This window comes from Pseudomonas sp. MH10, assembly GCF_034353045.1.
In the GTDB taxonomy this organism is placed as follows: Bacteria; Pseudomonadota; Gammaproteobacteria; order Pseudomonadales; family Pseudomonadaceae; genus Aquipseudomonas.
The window spans coordinates 1,911,358-1,926,886 of the sequence record NZ_CP133783.1 but is presented as its reverse complement, the minus strand read 5'-3'; the positions used below and the strand labels follow the sequence as shown (position 1 = coordinate 1,926,886).

At 57.2% G+C, this 15,529-nt stretch carries 13 protein-coding genes; all 13 read right to left on the bottom strand.

The window, feature by feature from the left end; all coding sequences use genetic code 11:
• Positions 1-9 precede the first annotated feature (9 nt).
• Positions 10-558 (bottom strand): NADH-quinone oxidoreductase subunit NuoI, encoded by a 549-nt coding sequence (gene nuoI / locus RHM59_RS08685; RefSeq protein WP_322165215.1) that lies wholly within the window; start codon positions 556-558, stop codon positions 10-12.
• Positions 559-568: 10 nt separating this feature from the next.
• Positions 569-1,576 carry an NADH-quinone oxidoreductase subunit NuoH gene (gene nuoH / locus RHM59_RS08680; RefSeq protein WP_322165214.1) on the bottom strand — a complete coding sequence of 336 codons (1,008 nt, stop codon included), beginning with the start codon at positions 1,574-1,576 and terminating at the stop codon, positions 569-571.
• The gene (nuoG, locus tag RHM59_RS08675) at positions 1,573-4,290 is read right to left on the bottom strand and encodes an NADH-quinone oxidoreductase subunit NuoG (RefSeq protein WP_322165213.1); all 2,718 of its coding nucleotides are present in this window, start codon (positions 4,288-4,290) and stop codon (positions 1,573-1,575) included. The genes nuoH and nuoG overlap by 4 nt, the downstream gene beginning before the upstream one ends.
• A gap of 138 nt (positions 4,291-4,428) precedes the next feature.
• The gene (gene nuoF / locus RHM59_RS08670) at positions 4,429-5,787 is read right to left on the bottom strand and encodes an NADH-quinone oxidoreductase subunit NuoF (protein WP_322165212.1); all 1,359 of its coding nucleotides are present in this window, start codon (positions 5,785-5,787) and stop codon (positions 4,429-4,431) included.
• Positions 5,784-6,281 (bottom strand): NADH-quinone oxidoreductase subunit NuoE, encoded by a 498-nt coding sequence (gene nuoE / locus RHM59_RS08665; RefSeq protein WP_322165211.1) that lies wholly within the window; start codon positions 6,279-6,281, stop codon positions 5,784-5,786. Before nuoE ends, nuoF begins: the two co-directional genes overlap by 4 nt.
• A gap of 2 nt (positions 6,282-6,283) precedes the next feature.
• Positions 6,284-8,065: an NADH-quinone oxidoreductase subunit C/D gene (nuoC, locus tag RHM59_RS08660; protein WP_322165210.1), complete on the bottom strand. Its 1,782-nt coding sequence runs from the start codon at positions 8,063-8,065 to the stop codon at positions 6,284-6,286.
• Positions 8,066-8,140: 75 nt separating this feature from the next.
• Positions 8,141-8,815, bottom strand: coding sequence for an NADH-quinone oxidoreductase subunit B (locus RHM59_RS08655; RefSeq protein WP_322165209.1), 675 nt, complete (start codon positions 8,813-8,815; stop codon positions 8,141-8,143).
• A gap of 10 nt (positions 8,816-8,825) precedes the next feature.
• A complete protein-coding gene (locus RHM59_RS08650) occupies positions 8,826-9,239 on the bottom strand; it encodes an NADH-quinone oxidoreductase subunit A (RefSeq protein WP_322165208.1) in 414 nt (137 codons plus the stop codon).
• Positions 9,240-9,739: 500 nt separating this feature from the next.
• Positions 9,740-11,065: an isocitrate lyase gene (gene aceA, locus RHM59_RS08645; protein WP_322165207.1), complete on the bottom strand. Its 1,326-nt coding sequence runs from the start codon at positions 11,063-11,065 to the stop codon at positions 9,740-9,742.
• A 522-nt stretch (positions 11,066-11,587) separates the two neighbouring features.
• Positions 11,588-12,328, bottom strand: coding sequence for a secretin N-terminal domain-containing protein (locus RHM59_RS08640; protein ID WP_322165206.1), 741 nt, complete (start codon positions 12,326-12,328; stop codon positions 11,588-11,590).
• Between the two features lie 144 nt (positions 12,329-12,472).
• Positions 12,473-12,895, bottom strand: a complete 423-nt coding sequence (locus RHM59_RS08635; RefSeq protein WP_322165205.1) for a GNAT family N-acetyltransferase — start codon at positions 12,893-12,895, stop codon at positions 12,473-12,475.
• Positions 12,888-14,054, bottom strand: a complete 1,167-nt coding sequence (locus tag RHM59_RS08630; protein ID WP_322165204.1) for a cupin domain-containing protein — start codon at positions 14,052-14,054, stop codon at positions 12,888-12,890. Before RHM59_RS08630 ends, RHM59_RS08635 begins: the two co-directional genes overlap by 8 nt.
• 60 nt (positions 14,055-14,114) lie before the next feature.
• Positions 14,115-15,485, bottom strand: coding sequence for an adenylosuccinate lyase (gene purB, locus RHM59_RS08625; protein ID WP_322286415.1), 1,371 nt, complete (start codon positions 15,483-15,485; stop codon positions 14,115-14,117).
• Positions 15,486-15,529 lie beyond the last annotated feature (44 nt).

Genomic DNA, 15,529 nt, shown 5'->3' with positions numbered 1-15,529 from the left:
CTTTCTTCCTTAAGGCAGCAAGCTCTTCACGTTGATCGGCTGGGCTTCATTCTGCGCGGAGCCTTTAGGCTTACCGGCGATGGCCATACCGGCAACGCGATAGAAGTTGTAATCAGGGTTTTTACCAGGGCCGGAGATCAACAGATCTTCCTTCTCGTAAACCAGATCCTGACGTTTGAACTCGGCCATTTCGAAATCCGGTGTCAGCTGGATCGCGGTGGTCGGGCAGGCTTCCTCGCAGAGGCCACAGAAAATGCAGCGCGAGAAGTTGATGCGGAAAAACTCCGGGTACCAGCGACCGTCGTCGGTTTCGGCTTTCTGCAACGAGATGCAACCGACCGGGCAGGCCACGGCGCACAGGTTGCACGCTACGCAACGTTCTTCGCCGTCAGGGTCACGGGTCAGGACAATACGGCCACGGTAGCGGGGCGGCAGGTAAACCGCTTCTTCCGGGTACTGCAACGTGTCGCGCTTGCGGAATGCATGCGAGAACACCATCACCAAGCTGCGAAGCTGGGTGTAGGTGCCATGCACGATGCCAATTAGATACTTGAGCATGGTTATATCCTCACTGAACCGCGCCAGCGGGCGTGCTTAACAACACGATCGCAGCGGTCACCAACAAATTGATCAGGGTCAGCGGCAGGCAGAATTTCCAGCTGAAATCCATCACTTGGTCATACCGTGGGCGCGGAATAGACGCACGCAACAGAATGAACAGCATGATGAAGAACCCGGTCTTCAAGGCGAACCAGATAAACGACAGCGAAGGCAGAATGTTGAACGGACCATGCCAGCCGCCGAAGAACAGGGTCACCAGCAATGCCGAGATCAGCACAATGCCGATGTACTCACCGACAAAGAACATGCCCCACTTCATGCCTGCATATTCGATGTGGTAACCGTCGGCCAGTTCCTGCTCCGCTTCCGGCTGGTCGAATGGGTGACGGTGAGTCACCGCGACGCCAGCAATAAAGAACGTACAGAAGCCGAAGAACTGCGGAATGATGAACCACAGGTGTTGGGCTTGGTACTGGACGATATCGCCCATGTTGAATGAGCCGACCTGGACCACGATGCCCATCAATGACAGGCCCATGAACACTTCATAGGACACGGTCTGGGCCGAGGCCCGCAGACTGCCGAGCAAGGCAAACTTATTGTTACTCGACCAACCGGCGAACAACACCGCGTAGACCGACAAACCAGCCATGGCGAAGAAGAACAGGATGCCGATGTTCAGGTCAGCGATGACCCAGCTTTCGGTGACCGGGATAATCGCGAAGGCGATCAACAAGGCGCTCATGGCCACCACCGGAGCCAAGGTGAAAATCACCTTGTCGGCGAACGGCGGTGTCCAGTCTTCCTTGAAGAACATCTTGATCATGTCGGCAGCGATCTGAAACGCACCAAATGGGCCGACCCGGTTCGGACCGTAACGGTCTTGCCAGAGGGCAAGCAGACGACGCTCGACCCAGCTTAACAGGGCGCCACTGACCACCACGGCCAATAGAATCACAATGGCTTTGACGACCGCGATGATCGAGTCGATCACGACAGGGGTAAACCAAGTCATAGTGCTGCCTCCTGCAGACCATCAACGGTTTTGCCAAACAGCGCTGGCGGAATCCCAGCCAGACCCGAAGGCAGAGCCACCAGACCGGCGCCCAACTCTTCGCTGATTCGCAGCGGCAAGCGCAGGGTTTGGCCATCAATGTTCAGGCTAAGCAGTGCGCCTTCGTTGACACCCAGGCGATCGGCTTCCGACTTGGCAAGCGCGACATAGGCGGCTGGAATACGCTCTTGAACCGGAGCGGCTTTGGACGACGTTTCGTCGCTGCCAAACAGGTGATAGAACGGCACCACTTGCCACGTTCCGCGAGCCGGCGAAAACGCGCCCGGTACGCTGGCGAACCAGGACAAATTGTCGCCTTGGGTTTCGATCAAACGTGCACCTGGGTCACCGGCACGCAAGTGACCACCGACTTCGTCCTGAAACTTGTTCCAGGCTTGCGGCGAATTCCAACCCGGCGACCAGGCGAACGGCACCTGTTGACGAGGTTCGACCGAGCCCGAATAACCTTCCATCGAGAACGAGAATGCGGTGTCTTTGTCCTGCGACGTACGCGGTTCATGCACGCTGATGTTGGCGCGCATGGCGGTACGGCCGCTGTAACGCAGCGGTTCGCGCGCCAGCTTCAGACCTTTGATGCGGAACGACGCGGACGGCGCTGCGTTAACGATGCCGGCCAGCTGCGCAGTGCTGCTAGCAACCGCAGCGGTGACGTGATCAAGCTGAGTCCAGTCAATCGGCTTGTTCAGCAGTGTCGAGCGCAAGGCGTGCAACCAACGCCAGCCTTCATGGATCAGAATGCCAGCGTCGAGGTACGTTGGGTCATAGACCTGGAAGAAGCGCTGGGCGCGGCCTTCCTGGCTAACCAACGTGCCATCGCCTTCCGCAAAACTGGCCGCCGGCAACACCAGATCAGCGCGATCGCTGGTCGGGGTTTTTTGGTGGTCAGCAACGATCAGCACCTTGGTGGCCTTGAACGCGGCATTGACAGTCGCGGCGTCAACACGGGTAAACAGGTCGTTCTCCAACACCACCATGGCGTCGGCTTTGCCGGAAATCACGGCGTGCAGCGCGTCGTCGAGGGACCCGCCGCCGAGCATCGCCAGGCCGAGGCTGTTGGCTTCAGGCACGATCAGGCTGATCGAGCCTTGCTTGTCTTGCAGCTTCAACGCTTTGGCAATGTTTGCCGCAGCTTCGATCAGCGCGGTTGAACCTAAGGAGCTACCGGAGATGATCAATGGGCGCTTGGCGGCGAGCAGGGCGGTGGCGATACGCTGAGCCAGTTCAAGGGCTTCGCTGTCCAGGCCTTCTACCGCTGGCGCGCTGGCGTCAATGGCGTGGGCGACGGCGAAACCGATACGGGCCAGGTCGTCCGGTGCTGCGTGAACGCATTCTTCGGCAACATCATCGAGACGGGTCTCGGCAAGGCTGGCGATGAACAATGGGTTCAGCGCGTGTTGACCAATGTTTTTAACAGCAGCGTCGAGCCACGGCTGGACTTTCATCGCCGCGGCCATATCTTCGGCTTTGCCTTTGACCGCTTGGCGCAGGCCCAAAGCCATACGCGCTGCGGTTTGGGTCAAGTCTTCGCCAAGGACGAAAATCGCATCGTGATCTTCGATGTCGCGCAGGGTCGGGATCGGCAGCGGACTGTCTTTCAAGACCTTGGCGATCAGTTGAATACGCGCCAGTTCACCCGCTTCGATACCTGAGTAGAAATGCTCGGCACCTACCAGTTCGAGAAGCGCGTAGTTGCTCTCGAGGCTGGCACGCGGTGAACCGATGCCGACGATGTTGCGACCGCGCAATAAATCAGCGGCTTTATCAAGGGCGGCGTCCAGACCCAGCTTGACCATGCCGTGAGCCAACAGCGGCTGGCGCGGACGGTCTTCGCGGTTAACGTAGCCATAACCGAAGCGGCCACGGTCACACAGGAAATACTGGTTTACCGAACCGTTGTAGCGGTTTTCGATACGACGAATTTCGCCATAACGTTCACCGGGGCTAATGTTGCAACCGCTCGAACAGCCGTGGCAAATGCTCGGCGAGAACTGCATGTCCCATTTACGGTTGTAACGCTCGGAGTGAGTCTTGTCGGTGAAGACACCGGTCGGGCAAACCTCGGTGAGGTTGCCGGAGAACTCGCTTTCCAGCGCGCCGTCTTCAACGCGACCGAAGTACACGTTGTCGTGGGCACCGAAAACGCCGAGGTCAGTGCCGCCGGCGTAGTCTTTATAGAAGCGGACGCAACGGTAGCAGGCGATGCAGCGGTTCATCTCGTGAGCGATGAACGGGCCGAGTTCCTGGTTCTGGTGCGTGCGCTTGGTGAAGCGATAGCGACGTTCGTTGTGTCCCGTCATTACTGTCATGTCTTGCAGGTGACAGTGACCGCCTTCTTCGCAGACTGGGCAGTCGTGCGGATGGTTGGTCATTAGCCATTCGACGACGCTGGCGCGAAACATTTTCGCTTCCTGGTCGTCGATGGAAATCCAGCTGCCGTCGGTGGCGGGGGTCATGCAGGACATGACGATACGACCACGGGTGTCGTTCTCGTCGGTGAACTGCTTAACTGCGCATTGGCGACAAGCGCCAACGCTGCCAAGGGCGGGGTGCCAGCAGAAATAGGGAATATCGAGGCCCAGCGACAGACATGCCTGTAACAGGTTGTCTGCGCCATCGACCTCGAGCGCTTTGCCGTCTACGTGGATAGTGGCCATGGTTCAAAGTTCTTCGTTGGCCCGATGTCAGCGGGCGTGGCTAATGGAATCTCGGTGCAACCCGTATCAAACAGCCCGTCAGGACGTCATCGGGTACGAGGTCGGCGGCTTTATGGGCTGCCGACCTTTTCTATCTTGTTATGCGCCAACCACTGTCGGACTGATCACCTGAGTCAGGCTGCCCGCACGTGCTGGCGCGATACCGGCTTCGAATTCCGACCGGAAATACTTAATGGCTGCGCCCAGCGGTTCCACGGCGCCCGGTGCGTGGGCACAGAAGGTTTTGCCAGGGCCGAGGAAGTTGACCAACCCCAACAGCGTTTCGATATCGCCCGGTTGACCTTCGCCGTTTTCGATGGCGCGCAAAATCTTTACGCTCCATGGCAAACCATCACGGCATGGGGTGCAGAAGCCGCAAGACTCTTGGGAGAAGAACTCTTCCAAGTTGCGCATCAGCGACACCATGTTGACTTTGTCATCCACGGCCATGGCCAGACCGGTGCCCATCCGCGTGCCGACTTTGGCGACGCCACCGGCATAAAACAGGCAGTCCAGATGCTCAGGTAGCAGGAACCCCGTACCGGCGCCGCCTGGTTGCCAGCACTTGAGCTTGAAGCCGTCGCGCATGCCGCCTGCGTAATCTTCGAATAACTCGCGAGCCGGCAAGCCGAACGGCAGCTCCCACAGGCCAGGGTTCTTCACCTTGCCGGAGAAGCCCATGAGCTTGGTGCCCATGTCTTCGCTGCCTGGACGCGCGATGGCTTTGTACCAATCGTTGCCGTTGGCGACGATGGCCGGGACGTTGCACAGGGTTTCAACGTTGTTCACGCAGGTCGGCTTACCCCACACACCCACGGCCGCCGGGAAGGGCGGCTTGGAACGTGGGTTGGCGCGACGGCCTTCCAGGGAATTGATCAGCGCGGTTTCTTCGCCGCAGATGTAACGCCCGGCGCCGGTGTGGACGATCAGTTCGAAATCGAAACCGGTGCCCAGAATGTTTTTACCGAGCAGACCGGCCGCTTCGGCTTCTTTCACTGCACGGCGCAGGTGCACCGCTGCGGTGGTGTATTCGCCGCGCAGGAAGATGTAGCCGCGATAGGCTTTCAACGCACGAGCGCTGATCAACATGCCTTCAATCAGCAGATGGGGCAGTTGCTCCATCAACATCCGGTCTTTCCAGGTGTTCGGTTCCATTTCATCCGCGTTGCACAGCAAGTATCGGATGTTCATGGAATCGTCTTTCGGCATCAGGCCCCATTTCACGCCGGTGGGGAAACCCGCACCGCCGCGGCCCTTGAGGCCGGAGTCCTTGACCGCTTGAACGATCTCGTCCGGCGACAGCTCGGCCAATACCTTGCGCGCGGCTGCATAGCCGTCCTTGCGCTGGTATTCGTCCAACCACACCGGCTCGCCGTCATCGCGCAAGCGCCAAGTCAGCGGGTGAGTTTCCGGCGCGCGCGCAATGGTATTGGCGGGGCCGAAGGAAGTGATGGTCATAGGTAACCCTCCAACATTTTGGCCACACCGCCAGGCTGCACGTTGCCAAATGTATCGTCATCGACCATCACGGCCGGGGCCTTGTCGCAATTGCCCAAGCAGCAGACAGGCAGCAAGGTGAAGCGGTCATCGGCCGTGGTTTGCCCCGGGACGATACCCAGCGAAGACTGAATCTCGCTGAGCACAGACTCGTGGCCGGCAATAAAGCAGACCATGCTGTTGCACACGCGAATGATGTGGCGACCGACCGGCTGGCGGAAGATCTGGCTATAGAACGTCGCCACGCCTTCTACGTCGCTGGCAGGAATGCCAAGGAGTTCGCCGATGGCATAAATAGCGCCATCCGGCACCCAGCCACGTTCCTTTTGAACAATTTTCAACGCTTCGATAGACGCCGCGCGCGGGTCTTCGTAGTGATGCATCTCGTGCTCGATGGCCGAGCGCTCGGTTTCGCTCAGGGCGAAACGGTCTGTCTGGATCAGCGTGCTATTCATGCTTAGCGGTCCACGTCGGCCATAACGAAATCGATACTACCCAGGTACGCAATCAAGTCCGCGACCATGCTGCCTTTGATCACCGAAGGGATCTGCTGCAGGTGCGGGAAGCTTGGGGTGCGAATCCGGGTACGGTAGCTCATGGTGCCGCCGTCGCTCGTCAGGTAATAACTGTTGATGCCCTTGGTCGCTTCAATCATCTGGAAGGCTTCGTTTGCCGGCATGACCGGGCCCCACGAAACTTGCAGGAAGTGCGTGATCAAGGTTTCGATGTGCTGCAAGGTGCGCTCTTTGGGCGGCGGCGTCGTCAGCGGGTGATCCGCTTTGTACGGGCCTTCCGGCATGTTGCGCAGGCATTGGCCGATGATTTTGATGCTTTGGCGCATCTCTTCAACGCGCACGATACAACGGTCATAGGCATCGCCATTGGCCGCGAGCGGCACTTCGAATTCGAAGTTTTCGTAGCCTGAATATGGACGTGCTTTACGCAGGTCGAAGTCCAGGCCGGTAGCGCGAAGGCTTGGGCCGGTAACGCCCCACTCCAGCGCTTCCTTGGTGTTGTACGCGGCAACGTTGACGGTACGACCCTTCAGGATGCTGTTGTCCAATGCGGCTTTTTGGTACTCGTCCAGACGCTTTGGCATCCAGTCGATGAAGTCCTTGACCAGCTTTTCCCAACCGCGCGGCAAATCGTGGGCGACGCCGCCGATGCGGAACCAGGCCGGGTGCAGACGGAAACCGGTGATGGCTTCGATCACGGTGTAGGCGCGTTGACGGTCGGTGAACGTAAAGAACACCGGGGTCATTGCGCCCACGTCCTGGATGTACGTCCCGAGGAACAGCAGGTGGCTGGTGATACGGAAGAACTCGACCATCATGATGCGAATGACGTCGACTTTTTCCGGCACCTTGATGCCGGCCAGCTTCTCGACCGAGAGCACGTACGGCAGATTGTTCATCACCCCGCCCAGGTAGTCGATGCGGTCGGTGTACGGAATGTAGCTGTGCCAGGACTGGCGCTCGGCCATTTTCTCGGCACCACGGTGGTGGTAACCGACATCCGGAACGCAGTCGACGATTTCTTCACCGTCCAACTGCAGGATGATGCGGAATGCGCCGTGAGCGGAAGGGTGGTTCGGGCCGAGGTTAAGGAACATGTAGTCCTCATTCGCGCCCGAACGCTTCATGCCCCAGTCTTCAGGGCGGAAGCGTGCGGCCTCTTCTTCAAGCTGCTGTTTAGCCAGGTTCAGGCTGAACGGATCGAATTCAGTGGCGCGAGCCGGGAAGTCTTTGCGCAGCGGGTGACCTTCCCAGGTCGGCGGCATCATGATTCGAGTCAGGTGCGGGTGGCCGGCAAAGTCGATGCCGAACATGTCCCACACTTCACGCTCGTACCAGTTGGCGTTTGGCCAGATACCGGTGATCGTCGGCAGGCTGAGGTCGCTCTCAGACAAGGCGACCTTGATCATCACGTCACTATTACGCTCGATCGACAGCAGGTGGTAGAACACGCTGAAGTCAGCGCCGGGCAAGCCGCGACGGTGAGTGCGCAAGCGTTCGTCCATGCCATGCAGGTCGTACAGCATGACGTAGGGTTTGGGCAGCTGGCGTAGGAACTTCATCACCTCGACCAGTTTCGCGCGGTCAACCCACAGCACCGGCATGCCGGTGCGCGTAGGCTGGACGGTAAACGTCTCTGGGCCAAAGCGGGTGTTCAATTCAACGACGACGTCTTGGTCGTCAGCCTTGTAAGGCGGGATGTACAGAGCGGTGTCTGCAGTCATAGGTCTCGATCGCTTTCGGTCAACGTACAGAATGAACCCGGGTTCTTGTCTCTTTTTATAAAAGAAAGAGCCGAATCAGACTTCGTCGGGGCTGCGCAGGTTGGTGACCTGAATACGCTGTTCGCGGCGCTGTTCCTTTTGCGACGGCATCTCGGCGCGATATACGCCTTGATCACCGACAACCCAGGAAAGCGGACGACGCTCTTGGCCAATGGATTCCTGCAACAGCATCAAACCTTGCAGAAAAGCCTCTGGACGGGGCGGGCAGCCAGGCACGTAGACATCCACGGGAAGGAACTTGTCCACCCCCTGGACTACAGAATAGATGTCGTACATGCCACCGGAGTTCGCGCACGAGCCCATGGAGATAACCCACTTGGGTTCGAGCATTTGCTCGTAGAGACGCTGAATGATAGGCGCCATCTTGATGAAGCAAGTCCCGGCAATAACCATGAAGTCCGCCTGACGCGGCGATGCCCGAATAACCTCGGCGCCGAAGCGTGCGATGTCATGGGGTGCCGTGAAAGCGGTGGTCATTTCCACATAGCAGCACGACAGGCCGAAGTTATACGGCCACAAGGAGTTTTTACGCCCCCAGTTGACGGCACCGTTCAGCACGTCTTCGAGCTTGCCCATGTAGATGTTTTTGTGGACTTGATCTTCTAGCGGGTCGGCAACGATTTCTCGTTTGCCGATTGGATAGTCCTCGTTAGGAGCATCCGGATCGATCTTTGTAAGAGTGTATTGCATCGCCAAAGCCTCATTGTTTCAGCTTCGCTTGCCGAATACGGCGACCTTCAGGAGCCCAATCAAGTGCTCCAACCCGCCATAAGTAGACAAGACCTGCCAACAGAATTGCTATGAAAACGAGAGCTTCAACGAATCCGGTCCAGCCGCTTTCGCGGACGGACACAGACCAGGCAAAGAGAAAAAGGGCTTCGATGTCGAAGATCACGAAGAGCATCGCGACCAGATAGAATTTTGCCGAGAGCCGCAGTCGGGCGCCACCAGTGGGCAGCATGCCGGATTCGAACGGTTCGTTTTTGCTGCGGCCCCAAGCTTTACTGCCCAGAAGGCTAGAGACACCGAGCATGAAGGCACAAAGGCCTACTACACCCAAAAGGAAAATGGCGAAGCCCCAGTTATGGGCAATCAGACCTGTCGATTCGGGCATCTGTAATCCTTAACAGAGAGCAAAGGTCTCTGAGCTTGAGTAACAAAGCAGTGACGATATGTCGCAGCAAATCAATCGAGTGATTTTATGGGTAAACAGGTTCCAAGTAAAATTATCTAACTCAAAAATATTGATCGTTTAACCCGCCAAACTCGCCAAAGCAGGCGCGGGGCCAGTCTCTACGGGCGTTGCACGGCATTTCGCTGCCGTTCATTCTTTCGTAGGGTAATGAACATATGGTTTTTATAAATGATAATTAATATCATTTAGTGACTGTTTCCGTAACATATTGATGTTTGATGCGAATAACTTAGATTTAAAACAATGTTACCGGTCATCTGTAAGAGCCAACTTGTTGGCAAACAACCGATGGAGAGGTGTCAGACGGGCTGCGCGAACACGTTCGCTTGCCATGGCGGGTCGCAAACCCTTTATCGGACAGAAACGAAAAAGCCGCCCCAGATGGGACGGCTTTTCGGTGCTGCGTGGTGCGAGAAGACTTAGTGGAACTGTTCTTCTTCGGTCGAACCGGTCAGTGCGGTCACGGACGAAGAGCCGCCCTGAATCACAGTGGTCATGTCGTCGAAGTAGCCAGTACCGACTTCCTGCTGGTGAGCCACAAAGGTGTAGCCCTTGGAGGCGTCAGCGAACTCTTGCTCTTGCAGCTTCACGTAGGCAGTCATGTCGTTGCGGGCATAGTCGTGCGCCAGGTTGAACATGCTGTGCCACATGTTGTGAATACCCGCCAGCGTGATGAACTGGTGCTTGTAGCCCATGGCCGACAGTTCGCGCTGGAACTTGGCGATGGTCGAGTCGTCCAGGTTCTTCTTCCAGTTGAAAGAAGGCGAGCAGTTGTAGGACAGCAGTTGATCCGGGTATTCCTTTTTGATCGCTTCGGCAAAGCGACGAGCTTCCGCCAGATCCGGTTTGGCGGTTTCACACCAGATCAGATCGGCGTACGGCGCGTAAGCCAAGCCGCGAGCGATGGCTTGGTCCAGGCCGGCACGTACTTTGTAGAAACCTTCCTGAGTCCGTTCGCCGGTCACGAATGGCACGTCATACGGATCGCAGTCAGAAGTCAGCAAGTCAGCTGCGTTAGCGTCGGTGCGGGCCAGAATGATGGTCGGTACGCCAGCAACGTCAGCCGCCAAGCGAGCAGCGGTCAGCTTTTGCACGGCTTCTTGGGTGGGCACCAATACTTTGCCGCCCATGTGGCCGCATTTTTTGACTGAAGCCAATTGGTCTTCGAAGTGCACGCCAGCAGCGCCCGCTTCGATCATGCTTTTCATCAGTTCGTAAGCGTTCAGTACGCCGCCGAAACCGGCCTCAGCGTCAGCAACGATTGGCGCGAAGTAGTCGATGTAACCTTCGTCGCCCGGCGTCTTGCCAGCTTTCCATTGAATCTGGTCAGCGCGGCGGAACGAGTTGTTGATGCGCTTGACCACGGTTGGAACTGAATCCACTGGGTACAGCGATTGGTCAGGGTACATGGACTCGGCGGAGTTGTTGTCCGCAGCCACTTGCCAGCCGGACAGGTAGATCGCCTGAATACCGGCCTTAACCTGTTGCACCGCTTGGCCGCCGGTCAGGGCGCCCATGCAGTTCACGAAATCTTTGTCAGGACGGAAAGACGGGTGGGCACCTTGGGTGACCAGGTTCCAGAGCTTTTCGGCGCCCAGCTTGGCGAATGTATGCTCAGGCTGGACAGAACCACGCAGGCGGACGACGTCAGCAGCAGAATAATTGCGCGTCACGTTTTTCCAGCGTGGGTTTTCAGCCCAATCTTTTTCAAGGGCTGCAATTTGCTGTTCGCGTGTCAGTGCCATGGAGATAAGCCTCGTCGCATAGTCTTGGGTGGAAAATCCTTGCTCCGCCAAATACCGCCTTATTCCATAAGGCGCGTGATGGGCTACTCACTAATCAGAGGCGTGGCGGTCAAGCCGATGTCCGGGGGGTTGTAGCGGATGAACGATGTGTTCGAGAAGTGGAAGAGAACAGGTATAAAAGGCTCAACTGACAGTCGCAATTCGGCTCGTGGATGCCTTGTTGTGATCACCAGAACGCTGTGCCGATTCACCGTATTAAGCTTCCGTCCCTCAGGACAACTTCGTTCTCAGTCACAACCTCGTCAAACAGCCTTGTGGGCAGTACAGACACGAATCGGCTCAGGTTGGGTAAGTCAGAGCGGCGATCCGAAGGCTCGTTGCAGAGCCTCTGATTAGCGGGAGCGGGGCAATCATGCCTCGCCAGATTTGACTCGTCAAATGTTTTGTAGTGCTTTTTTAAAAGCACTACATATTTGCGTTGATGCGACCAGTCGGTCAATTTTCGGGGATCAGGTTTTGTGCTCAATCAAGAGCGTCAACTTTGACCCGCAAGCTCATGTCGCTACGGCCCTGGGTACTATAGCGCTGGACTAAACCTTGTTGATTGGCTTGCGACTGTTCGCTGACACCGGCGAGGGTTATCCACTCTCCCAAACGTCCGGTGACGGTTGTGTCGGTGCTTTGAACATTCACTACATCAGGGTGTTCTTGGCTCATCCGGTCGTGATTGGTGCTGATGCTCAGGTGTACGGTGTCGCCGGTCAGGCTGGCGGTGACGTAAAAACCCTGGGTCACGTTGCGGTACTGAGTATCACTTTGCGCATAGCCATTGGAGTCGGTGCGTGTAGTGGTCAGCGGCACGGATTGGCCGACTTGAATCAGTGCAGGCATGCCTTCGCTGGCCTGGACCTGCTGCACGCCACCGTCCCGGCTGCCCGTGCCGCGGTTGATGATCCGAGTCTGATTGGCGCCTTGGCTGTCTTGAACAGTGTTGTCGCTGGTGTCGACGCTGATCAATAAGCGCTTGGGTGCCTTGTCCAGCTGTCCCAGCAGCGTGCGCAACTCTTCGATCTTGCCGGGCTCAGCGTTGACAATCAGTTGGTTGCCGTAGGCGCTGACAGTGCCGTCCTTGCCCAAGAAGGACTTGGCCACTGGTAGCAAATCGTCGCTGGTGCGGTAGTTCAACGGCACGACTTCTGTCGCGGCCACGGCGCTGAAACTGCAAACGAGCAATAGCGACGTAAAGAGGGTGCGTAGGAACATGTCTGTGTCTCCGCAATAGGCGCATTAAAGCGTGAGTTTGACAGTTTGTCGGCCTCAGAGGGATCAAGTTGAATCGTAGACAGCAAAACGCCCCGGCCTAGAGAGCGCGGGGCGTTGCATAAAGTGAAGTTTGTTCGCAGAGCTTTACGCGCCGCGCAGCATGTCGACGTGTGGAATCCCGGCTTCGAGAAACTCGCCGCTGACGATGGTAAAACCCAAACGCTCGTAGAAGGGCGTGGCCTGTACCTGTGCGATCAACTTTTGCTGTTTCAGTCCGCGGTGTTCCGCTTCGCCGATGACGGCTTCCATCAGTGCGTCGCCGACTTTCAGGCCGCGCCAGTCCTTGAGCACCGACAAGCGACCCACTTCGCCGTCGGGCAACAAGCGGGCTGTACCAATCGGGAAATCACCTTCATACGCCAGAAAATGAACAGCACTGGCGTCTTCGGCATCCCATTCCAATTCAGGCGGCACGCATTGCTCGGCGATGAACACGGCTTCCCGAATGCGCCGTATGTCGGCGTTATCTTTCTGCCAATCGGCGACACGTACGTGGATTTTATTCATCAGCAAACCCCAGACTTCCTTGTTTAACCAGCTCGCAGAGCAGGTTGCGTCCATATTCATCAGCCAACCATGGGCCGAGGTTTTCTGTGTGTAAGGCGTCAGCGGCGCAGATCAACTTCAGGAAGTCGCGCAAATGACCTGGCAACAAACGGCTTTGGCCGCTGGCAAACAGTAGCAGGTCGTCATCAACCTCGGACCATGCCAAGCGCGCGCTTGGGTTACGAATCAGCACGGCACCTTGCTCCAGGCTGCTGAACAGGTCGTCTTCCTCCAGTTCTGGACCGACCACCATTTCAGGATAGCGTGGCTCGGTCATGAACTGGCCGAACCAGGTCAGCAACAGGCGCTCGTCACTCATGTGCTCAGCCAGCAAGCTTTTGAGGCGGTCAAGGGCGTCGTGCTGAATTTGATGCGGGTCGCTGACCGGCTGCGCATCGGCGTCGGAGTAACGGTCTTCATCCGGCAGGAACTGGCTCAAGAAATCGGTAAAGTGAGTCAGCACTTCGGCGGCGCTAGGTGCGCGGAAACCGACGGAGTAGGTTAGGCAGTCATCAACGGCTACCCCACAATGGGCCAGACGGGGTGGCAGATAAAGCATGTCGCCAGGTTCCAGTACCCACTCGTCGGTGGCATGGAAGTCCTTGAGAATGCGCAGGTCGGCATGATCCAGCAGCGGGCTGTCGGAATCGCACATTTGGCCGATTTTCCAGTTGCGCTGGCCGTGACCTTGAAGCAGAAACACATCGTAATTATCGAAATGCGGGCCAACGCTGCCACCGGGGGCGGCGAAGCTGATCATCACGTCGTCGATGCGCCAGCTCGGCAAGAAACGGAAGTTTTCCAGAAGTTCGGCGACGTCGGGTACGAACTGATCCACCGCTTGTACCAGCAGGGTCCAGTCACGCTCAGGCAATTTGCTGAATTCATCTTCAGCAAACGGACCACGGCGCATTTCCCAAGGGCGTTCGCCGTTTTCGATGATCAGGCGCGACTCAACTTCTTCTTCCAAGGCCAGGCCAGCCAGTTCGTCCGGGTCTATCGGACTTTGGAAATCCGGAAGAGCCTGGCGGATCAGCAGTGGTTTTTTCTGCCAGTAGTCGCGCAGAAAGACGCGAGCGCTGATGCCGCCCAGAAGTTGAAGAGGAATATCAGGATTCATGTGTAAGCCCTTGAAATAAAAACGCCCGGCACAGCCGGGCGTGCAAATTTTTGTTGCGTATCAGATCCGTGTAGCTTGGGTCACTGCGCTGCCGATGTAATTGGCCGGGGTAAGCTTTTTCAGCTCAGCTTTGGCTTCGGCGGGCATTTCCAAACCGTCGATAAAAGTTTGAAGTGCTTCGGGGCTGATGCCCTTGCCGCGCGTCAATTCTTTTAGTTTTTCATACGGGTTTTCGATGTTGTAGCGACGCATGACCGTTTGGATCGGCTCGGCCAACACTTCCCAGCATGCATCCAGGTCCGCCGCGATTTTCGCAGCGTTGAGTTCCAGTTTGCTGATGCCTTTGAGGCTGGCTTCGTAGGCGATGATGCTGTGTGCGAAGCCCACGCCCAGGTTGCGCAGGACGGTAGAGTCCGTCAGGTCGCGCTGCCAGCGTGAAATGGGCAACTTGCTGGCCAGGTGCTGGAACAGCGCGTTGGCGATACCCAGATTGCCTTCGGAGTTTTCGAAGTCGATCGGGTTGACCTTGTGTGGCATGGTCGACGAACCAATTTCGCCAGCGATGGTGCGTTGCTTGAAATAGCCTAGGGAAATGTAGCCCCAGATGTCGCGGTCAAAGTCGATCAGGATGGTATTGAAGCGCGCAATCGCATCAAACAGCTCGGCGATGTAATCGTGAGGTTCGATTTGCGTGGTGTACGGGTTGAAGCCCAGGCCCAGTTCATCTTCGATGAAGGCGCGGGCATTCTCTTCCCAGTCGATGTCCGGATAGGCAGAGAGGTGGGCATTGTAGTTGCCGACGGCGCCGTTGATCTTGCCCAGCAGTGGGACCGCAACGATTTGAGCGATTTGGCGCTCCAAGCGGTACACCACGTTTGCCAGTTCTTTGCCCAGCGTAGTCGGGGAGGCCGGTTGACCGTGGGTGCGTGACAGCATTGGCACATTGGCGAAGCGGATCGCCAGTTCACGGATGGATCCTGCGATTTCATGCATCAACGGCAACAGCACGTTATCGCGGCCTTCGCGCAGCATCAATGCGTGGGACAGGTTGTTGATGTCCTCGCTGGTGCAGGCGAAATGGATGAACTCACTCACATTGGCCAGTTCAGGCAGCTTGGCCGCTTGTTCCTTGAGCAGGTACTCAATGGCTTTCACGTCGTGATTGGTCGTGCGCTCAATCTCTTTGACACGCTCAGCGTGGACCAGGGAAAACTCCTCGGCCAAGGTGTTGAGGATCGCATTCGCTTCGGCCGAAAATGCCGGAACTTCAGCCACTTGTGGGTGAGCGGCCAAGCGCTGGAGCCAGCGGACTTCGACCATGACGCGGAAGCGGATCAGACCGTATTCGCTGAAAATCGGGCGCAGGGCCTGGGTTTTGCCGGCGTAGCGGCCATCAACAGGGGAAACCGCAGTGAGCGAAGAAAGCTGCATGGGGTGTTCTCGGGCAGTCGGGCGACGAAATGGGGCGCGTATCA